Raw genomic sequence first — 12,853 nt, 5'->3', positions numbered from 1 at the left:
AATTACTCACTCTCGGGGCTCGTTGTGAGGAAATGCGCTCTTCATCAAAACGGCCTGCGGACTTCACAGATCCCCCTTAATGTCTCCACAGTGACGCGACGGTTGTAACTCACCGTTGCGACAGGGGGCATTGGGATCTGGGGGGATCTGTTGCTGACGTCTGTCTTCATAGCCGTCGTCTCGCTGGCCTTGTTCTGGATGGCGGCTTTCACCTTGTGGTGGCAGATGCACGCGTGGCGTACGCCCGAAGTGCTCGCCTCCACCCGGTTCAGCAGACCGGACGGCGGCGAGCACGTGTCGTTCTCGCTGCTGTTGCCGGCCCGGCATGAACAAGCCGTGCTGGACCACACCATCCAGCGGCTGCTGGAGTCCACACACACCGACTTCGAGATCATCGTCATCGTCGGGCACGACGACCCGGAGACCACCGAGGTGGCCGAGCGGGCCGCGGGACGTGATCCGCGGGTCCGTGTCGTCGTCGACACCCACGAGAAGAAGAACAAACCGAAGGCCATGAACACGGCGCTGCCGCACTGCCGCGGCGATGTCGTCGGGGTCTTCGACGCCGAGGACCAGGTCCATCCGGAGCTCCTCGCGCACGTGGACCACGCGTTCCGCACGACCGGGGCGGATGTCGTCCAGGGCGGGGTCCAGCTCATCAACTTCCACTCCAGCTGGTACAGCCTTCGCAACTGCCTGGAGTACTTCTTCTGGTTCCGCTCCCGGCTGCACCTGCACGCGCAGAAGGGGTTCATCCCGCTCGGCGGCAACACCGTCTTCGTACGGACGGACGTACTCCGGGAAGCCGACGGCTGGGACTCCAACTGCCTCGCCGAGGACTGCGATCTGGGCGTACGGCTGTCCAGTGTCGGCAAGAAGGTCGTCGTCGCCTACGACTCCGACATGGTGACCAAGGAGGAGACGCCCGGCAGCCTGATGTCGCTGCTCAAGCAGCGCACCCGCTGGAACCAGGGCTTCCTTCAGGTCTACCGGAAGAAGGACTGGAAGCAACTGCCCACGTTCGGGCAGCGGTTGCTGGCCCGCTACACGCTCACCACGCCGTTCCTGCAGGCCTTCACCGGGCTGATCATCCCGCTCAACGTGGCGATCGCGCTCTTCCTCGACGTGCCGGTGAGCGTCGCGTTCATCACCTTCCTGCCGGCTGTGACCGCGCTCGTCACGTTCGTCTTCGAGGTCGTCGGACTGCACGACTTCGGCAAGCAGTACGGGCTTCGGGTCCGCTTCGTCCACTACCTGAAGCTCATCGTGGGCGGCCCCTTCTACCAGGTGCTCCTCGCCGGCGCCGCGATCCGCGCCGTATGGCGTGAGCAACGCGGCCGCAACGACTGGGAGTTGACCAGCCACGTCGGCGCACATCTCGCGCACGTGAACCGAGAGGACGTTCCTGCGTGACCTCCACCCTTCCCGCGGTGACCACGGTCAAGGTCCCCGCGCAGCGGCAGCCTGCGCCCACGACGCGTTCGGCCAGTCGAACAACCCCGCCGACGCGACTGCGTTCGTCCCGTCCCGACCTGATCCTGTGCGGCGTGCTCCTCGTCGCGATCCTCGTCGTGCAGGGCTGGAACATCGCCGACTACCCGACCCTCAGCGACGACGAGGGCACCTACCTCGCCCAGGCCTGGGCCGTCCAGGAGGGCCGCGGCCTCGCCCACTACACGTACTGGTACGACCACCCGCCGCTCGGCTGGATCCAGCTCGCCCTGCTGACCTGGATACCGGCCGCGCTCAGCCCCGAGTCGATGACCGTCGGCACCATGCGTGCCGCGATGCTGGTCATCAGCGCGGTCAGCGCGGTCCTCGTCTACGTGCTCGGGCGGCGACTGTCCCTGCCGCGCTGGGCTGCCGGGCTCGGCATGGTCCTGTTCGGGCTCTCGCCGCTGTCGGTCGTCCTCCAGCGGGAGATCTTCCTCGACAACCTCGCGGTGATGTGGACGCTCCTCGCGTTCGCCCTCGCCGCCTCCCCGAGCCGCCATCTGTGGCACCACTTCGGCGCGGGGATCGCGGCGGCCACGGCCGTGCTGACCAAGGAGACGATGCTCTTCGTCCTCCCGGCGGTCTTCGTCACCATGTGGCGGCACAGCCACCGCGACACCCGCAAGTTCGCCCTGACCGGCGCCGTCACCGCCTGCGCGCTGATCGGCCTGTCGTATCCGCTGTTCGCCCTGCTGAAGGGCGAGCTGTTCCCGGGCAGCGGACACGTCTCGCTCTGGGACGGCATCAAGTACCAGATGACCAGGCCCGGTTCGGGCTTCATCCTCGACCAGGGCTCCGGTTCCTGGGGCGTCCTGCAGTCGTGGCTCTACTACGACCGCGTCCTCATCGTCGGCGGCCTCGCGGGCGGCCTGCTGCTCCTGGTCACCTGGCGCTGGTCGGTCACGGCACGCGCGCTCGCCGGTCCCTCCTTCGCGGTGGTGATCCTCGCCCTGGTGGCCATGCGCCCCACCGGCTACCTGCCCGCGATGTACGTCATCCAGGCGCTGCCGTTCCTCGCCCTCGTCCTCGCCGGCGGCACGGCCTCCGTGGCCCACGCCGTCCTGCGGCGACGGCGTTCCGAGGCCGAGAACCGGTATGTCACCGGCGGGCGGTACGCCCTCGCGGCCGTCCTCGCGATCGCGGCCGGCGCCTATGTCGTACCCCGCTGGTACGACGGCGCCCACACCGCCGTCACCGCCGACGCCAACGCGCCCTACCAGGCCGCCTCGAAGTGGCTGGCCACGGAGGTGGAGGACCCGAAGGACACCCGGGTGCTCGTGGACGACGCGCTGTGGCTGGACCTGGTGCACGCCGGGTACGAGCCCGGGCTGGGTGCCATCTGGTTCTACAAGGCCGACCTCGACCCGGCCGTGACGAAGACGATGCCGCGCGGCTGGAAGGACCTCGACTACGTCGTCGCCTCGCCGACGGTGCGGCGGGACGCGGTCGATCTGCCCAACGTCAAGGCGGCCATGGAGCACTCGAAGCCGGTCGCCGTGTTCGGCACCGGTGCGGACCGGATCGAGATCCGGCAGATCCAGACAGCATCCGGAGGGGTTCGATGACGCACGAGTACACCGCCCCCGGAGAGCTGGGCGAACCGTCGGTCGATGCTGCCGAGGTGCCCGAGCCGGGCGCCGTCACCATCGTCGTACCGACCTACAACGAGTCGGCGAACGTCCGGCAGTTGCTGCACCAGATCACCGAGTCGGTGCCGTCCCGGCTGCCCTGCGAGGTCGTCTTCGTGGACGACTCCAGCGACGACACCCCGCAGGTCATCAAGGAGGCGGCGCAGGACTGCCCGTTCCCGGTCACCGTCATCCACCGGGACGAGCCCGTCGGCGGGCTCGGCGGCGCGGTCGTCGAGGGGATGAAGGCGGCCGGCTCGGACTGGATCGTCGTCATGGACGGCGACTGCCAGCACCCGCCGTCCCTGGTCCCGGACCTGGTCGCCACCGGCGAACGCGCGAACGCCGGGCTCGTGGTCGCCTCCCGGTACATCAAGGGCGGCAGCCGGGCCGGGCTCGCCGGCAGCTACCGGGTGGCCGTGTCGCGCGGCGCGACCTGGCTGACCAAGTCCCTCTTCCCGCGCCGGCTGCACGGCATCAGCGACCCGATGAGCGGCTTCTTCGCGATCAGACGCAGCGACATCACCGCGGAGGCGCTGAAGCCGCTCGGCTACAAGATCCTGCTGGAGCTGGCGGTCCGCAGCCGCCCGCGCACGGTCACCGAGGTGCCGTTCGTGTTCCAGGACCGGTTCGCGGGGGAGTCCAAGTCCACGGCGGCGGAGGGCCGGCGTTTCCTGCGCCACCTCGCCGGGCTGCGTACGGCCGACCCGCTGTCCCGGATGGTGGTGTTCGGGCTGATCGGGCTGACGGGCTTCGTGCCGAACCTGGCCGCGCTGTGGGCGCTGACCCAGGCGGGCCTGCACTATCTCCCGGCGGAGATAGTCGCCAACCAGTTCGGCGTGGCCTGGAACTTCCTGCTCATCGAGAAGCTGCTGTTCCGCGACCGCCGCGTCCACCGCCACTGGGCCGACCGCACCGCACGGTTCGCGCTGCTCGCCAACGCCGACCTGGTGCTGCGCATCCCGCTGATCGCGCTGCTCGTCGGGCAGTTCGGGCTGGCCGTGCTGCCGGCCACCGCGCTGGCCCTGGTCATCACCTTCGTCCTGCGTTTCGTCGGTACCGAAGCGCTGGTCTATCTGCCGCGCCGGAGCGGGAAGGGCACCGGGCGCGGGAGCCGCACAGCAAGGAGTTCCGCATGAGAACCAGCCGCAAGAGATCCGGGAGGAGAACGGCCCTGCTGGCCGTCATGGGCCTCACCGGAGGCCTCCTTCTCACCTCGCCCGAGTCCGCTTCCGCCGCCAACCTCATCAAGAACCCCGGTTTCGAGACCGCCGGCACCGACGACATGCCCTACTGCTGGAAGAAGTCCGGCTGGGGCGACAACGACTTCACCTTCGAGACGACGACGGACGCCCACAGCGGCTCCAAGGCGATGAAGGTGTCGCTGACCCGCCGTGTCGAGGGCGACCGCAAAGCGCTGATCACCGAGTCCGCCGAGTGCGCGCCGGTCGTCACGCCGGGCAAGCAGTACGACCTGGGGCTCTGGTACAAGTCGACCACCCCCGACACCTCGGTCACTCTCTTCCGGCACGACGCGACGGCGGGCTGGCAGTACTGGACCGACCTCAAGACGCTGGAGATGGCGGCCGGTTGGACCGAGGCGACGGTCCGTACGCCCGAGGTGCCCGCCGGCACCGACCGGATCGCCTGGGGCGTCTCCGTCTACGGCACCGGCTCCGTCACCACCGACGACTACACGATGGACCAGGTCGCCGAACCGGTACCTGACCCGGTGTGCACGGGGACGGCCCAGGAGTGCGCGGACGGCCGCTGGGACGTGCTGCCCACCAAGAACCCGGTCCGCTCCATGCATTCCGTCGTCCTGAACAACGGCAAGGTGCTGCTGATCGCGGGCTCCGGCAACGACCCGACGATGTTCCAGGCGGGCACGTTCACCAGCGCGGTCTACGACCCGCAGAACGGCACGTACAAGCAGATCCCGACGCCGAAGGACATGTTCTGCGCCGGTCACGTCCAGCTCGACGACGGGCGTGTGCTCGTGATGAGCGGCAACAAGGGCTATCCGTCGGCGGACGGCACGATCGGCTACCAGGGCTACAAGGACTCGTACATCTTCGACCCGGTCAGCGAGACGTACAGCAAGACCAACGACATGAACGATGGCCACTGGTACCCGTCGGCCACCATCCTCGGCAACGGTGACGTGATCTCCTTCGGCGGGCTGAAGGAGGACTCGACCGGTTCGGTGACCGCCGAACTGTGGTCGGACGCCGAGCAGAAGTGGCTGGAGCTCTGGAAGGTCAACCAGACCTGGTCGTACTGGGGTCTGTACCCGTCGATGATCCTGATGCAGGACGGCCGCCTCTTCTACTCCGGCAGCCATGTCTTCGGCAACAACATCCCGGGCACCGGATCGGCGATCTACGACTACGGCGCCAACACGGTCACCCAGGTCCCCGGACTGCAGCGCAAGGACGAGCGCGACCAGTCCGCGAGCGTGCTGCTGCCCCCGGCACAGGACCAGAAGGTCCTCACCATCGGCGGCGGCAACATCGACTCCAACCCGGACGCGAACCGCCTCACCGACGTCATCGACCTCAAGCAGCCCAACCCGTCCTACGTCGCCGGGCCGCCGCTGCCGCAGGGCACCGTCGACCTCGGGGCCGGCAAGGTCCCGCAGACCGGCAACCAGGGCAAGATGTACGTCTCGGCCGTACTGCTGCCCGACGGCAAGGTCCTGGAGACCGGCGGCGCGCTGCACAACCGGGCCGACCCGGTGTACGAGTCGTCGCTGTACGACCCGGCGACCAACACCTTCGACCCGGTGGCGGCCGACCCGGAGGAGCGCGGCTACCACTCCTCGGCGTTCCTGCTGCCCGACGGCCGCGTGATGGCCACCGGCGACAACCCGGGCAACGGCTCCTGGAACCACGACGTGTCGATCTACACCCCGCCCTATCTCCTCAAGGGCGAACGCCCGACGATCACTTCGGTCATCGACACCGAGTGGACGTACGGCGACACCCAGCGGATCACCGTCGACCGGCCCATCGCCAAGGCCGAGCTGATCCGCCCGGCCGCGGTGACGCACTCCTCGGACCCGAACCAGCGCTTCGTGGATCTGCCTCTGTCGGTCGACGGCAACAACATCGACCTGAACGTGACGAGCAACCCCAACCTGGCCCCGCCCGGCTGGTACATGCTCTTCGCGGTCGACGCCAACGGAGTGCCGTCGGTGGCCAAGTGGGTGCACCTCCAGGGCCCGCAGGCCCTGAGCGCCACGGATTCCTCGGCGCACGTCCACGACTTCGCCGACAACCTCAAGGGCAAGGTCACGGGCCCCGGCAAGAAGCGCACCTCGCAGAAGGTCAGCCCGACCGTCTCCGGCTGCGACCGGCACTACGGCTCCGCCAACGTCTGCGTTCCGACCGACTTCCCGCCGACCGTGAAGGCGACGACGAAGGCCCGCTGCGACTGGCTGAAGAAGAACGACTACGGCCGCCTCAAGGTCAACGGCAAGGACGACCCGCTGCGGCTGGACAGGAACAGGGACGGAATCGCATGCGGAAAGGGTGATGTGACCCGGCGTTAGCCGGCGTAGTCGGCGAGGGCGCGCTCCACGATGGCCACCAGCTGTTCGTGGTGCGCGCCCTTCCAGTACGCGCGCCTGCACTCGGTGCACTGCGCGAAGACGTCGTACGACCGCTGCGTGCCGCCCTCCAGCTGGTCCGCCACCTCCTCCTTGGTGGCCTTCTTGAGCAGGCCGTTGCAGGCGGTGCAGCGGGTCCAGGGCCGCAGTTCGGGGCGGAACCGGTCCAGGATGTCGCGGAGTTGGTCCTCGGGGCGGGTGCTGTAGACGTACGCCCCGGCCCACAGCTCACGGCGCCGCAGCAGGCCCCGGTCCCGGCTGAGCAGGACCCGCTGCTCGGCGGCCGACAGCGCGGCCAGCGCCGGGTCGCCGATGTCCGTCGACTCGTACGCCGTGTCCACACCGAGCAGGCGCAGACGGCGGGCGAGGGTGCCGAGGTGGACGTCGAGCAGGAAGCGCAGCGGGGCGCCGGGCACCCGCTGGGGGCGCTCGACGGGCCGTACGGCAACGGACTGGCCGGCCGCCGGGATGTGCGAGACCGGTACCTCGTGGCCGTCCGCGACCAGCGTGCCGACCTCGGTCAGCGGGACGCCGAGGGACTCCACGACATGGCCGAGGGTCGAGACGCCGTCCGCGGTGACCTGGGCGGCACCGTCCTGGCGCCGTCCGTTGGGAAGGAACAGGCGCAGCTCGGGGGCGAACTCGACGTGGATCTCGGGACCGTTCACCCGGCCAGGATGACACGGCCCCTGGCCCCCGCCTCAGGTGTTTTTCGCGGGGAGGCCGTGCTCGATGACGTCCAGGGTGCGGTCGAGGAGGTCGTGCAGGTCGTCCTGGAAGTCGTGCTCCGCCCAGTACACGGAGATCTCCGCGAGGCCGCCCATGAGGGACATCGTGTAGACCCGTGCCTCCAGGCTGTCCTGGGGCAGACCGGTGCGCTCGGCGACGGCCTCCGCGAGCATCCGGCCGGTGACCGACATGCTCTCCAGCATCCGTGAGCGCACTGCGGGCACCTGGACGAGCAGGTGGGAGCGCAGTCGGACGGCCTCGGGATCCTCCTGCGTCGCGGCGGCGATGGCGAGCCGCATGACGTACCGCAGGGACTCCATCCACGGCTCGTCCGCCGGCCGCTTGCGCAGTTCGGCCAGCAGGATCGGGTCGTACTCGTCCGTGAGGACGATGTCCTCCTTCGTCGGGAAGTAGCGGAAGACCGTGGACGGCGACACCTCGGCACGCTCGGCGATCTGCTCGATCGTGGTGGCGTCGTAGCCCTGCTCCTTGATCAGCGCGTACGTCGCGTCGCGGATCGCCGTCCGGGTCTTGATCTTCTTCCGCTCACGAAGCCCCAGCTGGGGACGGTCGGTCAGAGGAGAGGAGTGCGCGGGGGTCATGGGGCTCATTGTCGGGCATCGGCCCCCGCGGCGGCCATGTCCGGGTTCTCGGGCTCACGCGCATCGGGCGTGCCCGGCAGGAACGCCGCCGCCAGCAGGGCGGAGACGAGGGCCGCGACGCCGCACACCAGGAGCACGACGCCCATGCCGAGGACGTACGCGCTGTTCGCGGAGGCCGCCAGCTCCGTCGAGCCGGCCCGCTCGGCGACGAGGTGCGCCGCGACCACGGACTCTGCGGCGGTGTCGGCGGCCCGCGCGGGCAGCCCGGTGACGTCGAGCCGGTCCCGGAAGGCGGCCGCGAGCAGGCTGCCGAGCAGCGCGATGCCGATCGCGCCGCCGACCTGACGCAAAGTCATCAGCAGCCCGGATCCGCTGCCGGCGCGGTCGCGGGGCAGGGCGCTCAGGCCGCCGTTCATGGCGGGGATGAGCGAGAGGCCGAAGCCGAGTCCGGTGACGGTGAGCCACAGCGCGACGAATCCGTAGCCGGAGTGCACCGTCGTACGGCTGCCGAGAAGCCCGGCGAAGGCCAGTACCACCAGGCCCGCGCTCACCGCGGCCCGTGCACCGAAGCGGGCGACGACCTTCGGCGCGAGGCGGGAGGCGACCAGCAGGCCGCCCATCATCGGCAGCAGGCGCACGCCGGTGCCCAGGGCGTCGTGGCCGAGGACGGCCTGGAGGTAGGGCGGCAGCACGAACAGCAGGCCGGTCAGGATGAACGTCACCAGGGTGGCGGCGACGGTGTTGAACAGGAAGCCGCGGTGGGCGAGCAGGGTCATGTCGAGCATGGGGCGCTCGACCCGGCGTTCGCGCAGCACCAGCGCGGCGATCAGGAGAGCGGCGGCTCCGAGCATGGCCACCACCAGTGGGTCGCCCCAGCCCCGGGTGGGTGCCTCGATGATGCCGTAGACGAGGGCGCCGAGCCCGGACGCGGCGAGTGCTGTCGAGACGGTGTCGACCTTGGGGGAGGCGGGATCCTTCGTCTCGGGGAGCAGGAAGAGGCAGGCGGCGATGCCGATCGCGGCCATCGGGACGTTGATCAGGAAGACCGAGCCCCACCAGAAGTGGTTCAGCAGCCAGCCGCCGATGATCGGGCCGAGCGGCAGGCCGAGCGCGGAGGCGGCGGAGGTGATGCCGACGGCCTTGGTGCGCTCCTCGGGGCCGAACAGCGTGGGCAGCACGGACAGCGAGAGCGGGGTGACCAGGGCCGCGCCGACGCCCATCACGGCTCGCGCGGCGATCACCGCGGTGACGTCGCCGGCGAGTGAGCCGACCAGCGAGCCGACGAGGAAGATCCCGAGCCCGGTGATCAGCATCCGCCGCCGCCCGAACCGGTCGCCGAGCAGGCCCGCGGGGAGCATCAGCGCGGCGAAGACGACGACGTACGCGTCCGCCATCCATTGCTGCTGGCCCGTGGTGGCGCCCAGGTCGGCGGCCATCGTCGGCAGCGCCACATTGAGGATCGTCATGTCGAAGCCGAGCGTGAGCATGCTCGCGACGAGGGCGCCGAGCGCCCACCAGCGGCGAGCATCTGTAGTGACAGTAGCCATGAAATGAGAGTAACTCTCAAAAGAGTAAAACCGTCAATATCCTGCGACTGTCAATATTTTTGGGCCGCGAAAAAGGGCCACGGCCTGGAAGCCGTGGCCCTGAAGGGCGGTGCGGTGGGCTACGCGTGCTGGTACGCGACCAGTGAGATCCCCACGTAGTGCACGACGAACGCCGCCAGCGTGAAGGAGTGGAAGACCTCGTGGAAGCCGAACCAGCGCGGTGACGGGTTCGGGCGCTTGATGCCGTAGATCACGCCGCCCGCGCTGTAGAGGAGGCCGCCGACGATCACCAGGACCAGTACCGCGATGCCGCCGGTGCGCATGAAGTCCGGCAGGAAGAAGACGGCCGCCCAGCCCATCGCGATGTAGCAGGGCGTGTACAGCCAGCGCGGGGCGCCGACCCAGAACACCCGGAAGATGATGCCCGCCGCGGCCGCGCCCCAGATGCCCCACAGCAGCCACTGCCCCTTGGCGCCCGGCAGCAGCAGCATCGTCAGCGGCGTGTACGTGCCCGCGATGATCAGGAAGATGTTGGCGTGATCGAGCCGGCGCAGGACGCCGTCCATGCGCGGGCTCCAGTTGCCCCGGTGGTACAGCGCGCTCACGCCGAACAGCAGGCAGGCCGTGAGGGCGTAGATCCCGCAGGCGAGACGGCCCCGGGGTGAGTCCGCGAGGGCGGTGAGCGCCAGACCCGCGACGAGCGCCGCCGGGAACATTCCGAGGTGCAGCCAGCCGCGGAGCCTGGGCTTGATCTCGTCCGAGAGCTGCTGGGCGTGGTGCGCGATCTGGTGCGGCAGGGAGGGCGCGCCGGAGCCGCCGCCGGCGGCCGGCGTGTCCGAGGATGCGTCGGGGACGGGCGCAGTCATGCCCTGCATCGTACCTACGGAACCGTAAGTTACGTATCAGGGCGGCGAGATGGGCACCCAGAAGTGGCCATCATCTCATGAGGTGCCAGTCGGGGGCGCACCCGGGGTGAAGTCATGGTGACGCATCGAAAACATCCGGATGAGTGGCGATGCTCACGCCGCTCACCTGTGACGCCCTCTGGACATATGCGCAGTCGCGTCGGATGATCAAATGAGTGCGGTCGGCACCGGATGAGCGCGAAAGATCCACAGCAGATCCAGCCCGCGCAGCATCCGGGTCGCGGCCCCCACGGGGCATACAAGGGCATATTCAGGACAAGAACCCCTCATTTAGGAGCAACCGTGGCGCGCGACATCGCGGCTCCCCCCGTCGTCCCCACCACCCACCGGGAGCTGGTCTCGTGGGTGAACGAGATCGCTGAACTGACGCAGCCGGACAGCGTGGTCTGGTGTGACGGATCCGAGGCCGAGTACGAGCGTCTGTCCGAGGAGCTCGTCGCGAAGGGCACCTTCAAGAAGCTCGACCCGATCAAGCGCCCCAACTCGTACTACGCGGCCTCCGACCCGACCGACGTCGCCCGCGTCGAGGACCGGACCTTCATCTGCTCCGAGAAGGAGGAGGACGCAGGCCCGACGAACCACTGGAAGGACCCCGCCGAGATGCGGGAGATCTTCGCCGGCGAGAAGGGCGTCTTCCGCGGCTCGATGCGCGGCCGCACGATGTACGTCGTCCCGTTCTGCATGGGCCCCCTCGGCTCCGACCTGTCCGCGATCGGCGTCGAGATCACCGACTCCGCCTACGTAGCGGTCTCCATGCGCACCATGACCCGCATGGGTCAGCCCGTCCTCGACGAACTCGGTGAGGACGGCTTCTTCGTGAAGGCCGTGCACACGCTCGGCGCACCGCTGGAGGCGGGCGAGCGGGACGTGCCCTGGCCGTGCAACAGCACCAAGTACATCTCCCACTTCCCCGAGGCCCGCGAGATCTGGTCCTACGGCTCCGGCTACGGCGGCAACGCCCTGCTCGGCAAGAAGTGCTACGCCCTGCGCATCGCCTCCGTGATGGCCCGCGACGAGGGCTGGCTGGCCGAGCACATGCTGGTCCTCAAGCTCACCCCGCCGCAGGGCGAGGCCAAGTACGTCGCCGCAGCCTTCCCGAGCGCCTGCGGCAAGACCAACCTCGCCATGCTGGAGCCCACCATCTCCGGCTGGACCGTCGAGACGATCGGCGACGACATCGCCTGGATGCGCTTCGGCGAGGACGGCCGGCTGTACGCGATCAACCCCGAGGCCGGTTTCTTCGGCGTCGCGCCCGGCACCGGTGAGCACACCAACGCCAACGCGATGAAGACCCTGTGGGGCAACTCCGTCTTCACCAACGTCGCCCTCACCGACGACAACGACATCTGGTGGGAGGGCATGACGGAGGAGACCCCGGCCCACCTGACGGACTGGAAGGGCAACGACTGGACGCCGTCCTCCGAGACGCCGGCCGCCCACCCCAACGCCCGCTTCACCGTCCCCGCCTCCCAGTGCCCGATCATCGCGCCGGAGTGGGAGGACCCCAAGGGCGTGCCGATCTCGGCGATCCTGTTCGGTGGCCGCCGTGCGACGGCCGTCCCCCTGGTCACGGAGTCCTTCGACTGGAACCACGGCGTCTTCCTCGGCGCCAACGTGGCCAGCGAGAAGACCGCCGCGGCCGAGGGCAAGGTCGGCGAGCTGCGCCGCGACCCGTTCGCGATGCTGCCGTTCTGCGGCTACAACATGGGTGACTACATGGGTCACTGGGTCGACGTCGCCAAGGGCAAGGACCAGGCGAAGCTCCCGAAGATCTACTACGTCAACTGGTTCCGCAAGAACGACGAGGGCAAGTTCGTCTGGCCCGGCTTCGGCGAGAACAGCCGCGTCCTGAAGTGGATCGTCGAGCGCCTCGACGGCAAGGCCGAGGGCGTCGAGACCCCCATCGGCATCCTGCCGGCCAAGGGCGCGCTGGACACGAACGGCCTGGAACTGGCCGACTCCGACCTGGACTTCCTCCTCACCGTCGACAAGGAGGTCTGGCGCGAGGAGGCCGCGCTCGTCCCCGACCACCTGAACACCTTCGGCGACCACACGCCGAAGGAGCTGTGGGACGAGTACCGCGCTCTGGTGCAGCGCCTGGGCTGAACCAGCCCCCAAAGACGCCGCGGCCGGCTCCGATTGTGCCCTGACCAGCAATATCGTCACGGCCGGCCGCGGTGACAGCACCACAGACCGGCGAGGTTCCGTACAACGGCGTGCGGGGCTGTGGGCCTGTCGTCGCACACTCCGTCCGCCCCGACGGGAGGAACGCGACGACGGGCCCTCGCCTGTTACCGGGCCCGTTTTGCCTACCGGG

9 protein-coding genes are annotated in these 12,853 nt (G+C 69.1%); 5 read left to right on the top strand and 4 right to left on the bottom strand.

Translation table 11 applies throughout. From position 1 onward, the window contains the following. Nucleotides 1-150 precede the first annotated feature (150 nt). The 4 genes from ACWGDB_RS11545 to ACWGDB_RS11530 are packed head-to-tail and all read left to right on the top strand — an operon-like array spanning nt 151 to nt 6,675. Entirely contained in the window at nt 151-1,413 is a 1,263-nt protein-coding gene (locus ACWGDB_RS11545; RefSeq protein ID WP_383603588.1) for a glycosyltransferase, read from the top strand. Continuing rightward, a complete protein-coding gene (locus tag ACWGDB_RS11540; protein WP_453822242.1) occupies nt 1,410-3,059 on the top strand; it encodes an ArnT family glycosyltransferase in 1,650 nt (549 codons plus the stop codon). The genes ACWGDB_RS11545 and ACWGDB_RS11540 overlap by 4 nt, the downstream gene beginning before the upstream one ends. After that, nucleotides 3,056-4,261, top strand: coding sequence for a glycosyltransferase (locus ACWGDB_RS11535; RefSeq protein WP_453822241.1), 1,206 nt, complete (start codon nt 3,056-3,058; stop codon nt 4,259-4,261). The genes ACWGDB_RS11540 and ACWGDB_RS11535 overlap by 4 nt, the downstream gene beginning before the upstream one ends. Further along, nucleotides 4,258-6,675, top strand: a complete 2,418-nt coding sequence (locus ACWGDB_RS11530) for a galactose oxidase-like domain-containing protein (RefSeq protein WP_453822240.1) — start codon at nt 4,258-4,260, stop codon at nt 6,673-6,675. Before ACWGDB_RS11535 ends, ACWGDB_RS11530 begins: the two co-directional genes overlap by 4 nt. On the opposite strand, the gene ACWGDB_RS11525 is transcribed toward ACWGDB_RS11530, so the two are convergent. The 4 genes from ACWGDB_RS11525 to trhA all read right to left on the bottom strand — a co-directional run bounded on the left by ACWGDB_RS11525 (nt 6,672) and on the right by trhA (nt 10,476). Then, a complete protein-coding gene (locus ACWGDB_RS11525; protein ID WP_453822239.1) occupies nt 6,672-7,400 on the bottom strand; it encodes a Mut7-C RNAse domain-containing protein in 729 nt (242 codons plus the stop codon). The two genes, ACWGDB_RS11530 and ACWGDB_RS11525, sit on opposite strands and share 4 nt — an antisense overlap. Before the next feature lie 33 nt (nt 7,401-7,433). Further along, nucleotides 7,434-8,063, bottom strand: coding sequence for a TetR/AcrR family transcriptional regulator (locus tag ACWGDB_RS11520; protein WP_453822238.1), 630 nt, complete (start codon nt 8,061-8,063; stop codon nt 7,434-7,436). 5 nt (nt 8,064-8,068) lie between these two features. Continuing rightward, nucleotides 8,069-9,610 carry a DHA2 family efflux MFS transporter permease subunit gene (locus ACWGDB_RS11515; RefSeq protein WP_453822237.1) on the bottom strand — a complete coding sequence of 514 codons (1,542 nt, stop codon included), beginning with the start codon at nt 9,608-9,610 and terminating at the stop codon, nt 8,069-8,071. Between the two features lie 119 nt (nt 9,611-9,729). Beyond that, the gene (trhA, locus tag ACWGDB_RS11510) at nt 9,730-10,476 is read right to left on the bottom strand and encodes a PAQR family membrane homeostasis protein TrhA (protein WP_453822236.1); all 747 of its coding nucleotides are present in this window, start codon (nt 10,474-10,476) and stop codon (nt 9,730-9,732) included. Between the two features lie 342 nt (nt 10,477-10,818). Between trhA and ACWGDB_RS11505 the strand changes: the two genes are divergently transcribed. Beyond that, nucleotides 10,819-12,642 carry a phosphoenolpyruvate carboxykinase (GTP) gene (locus ACWGDB_RS11505; protein WP_453822235.1) on the top strand — a complete coding sequence of 608 codons (1,824 nt, stop codon included), beginning with the start codon at nt 10,819-10,821 and terminating at the stop codon, nt 12,640-12,642. Nucleotides 12,643-12,853: the final 211 nt, after the last annotated feature.

This window comes from Streptomyces sp. NPDC055013 (assembly GCF_053608645.1).
Note: the sequence above shows the minus strand (reverse complement) of the source record. Positions and strands in the feature narration are given on the sequence as shown.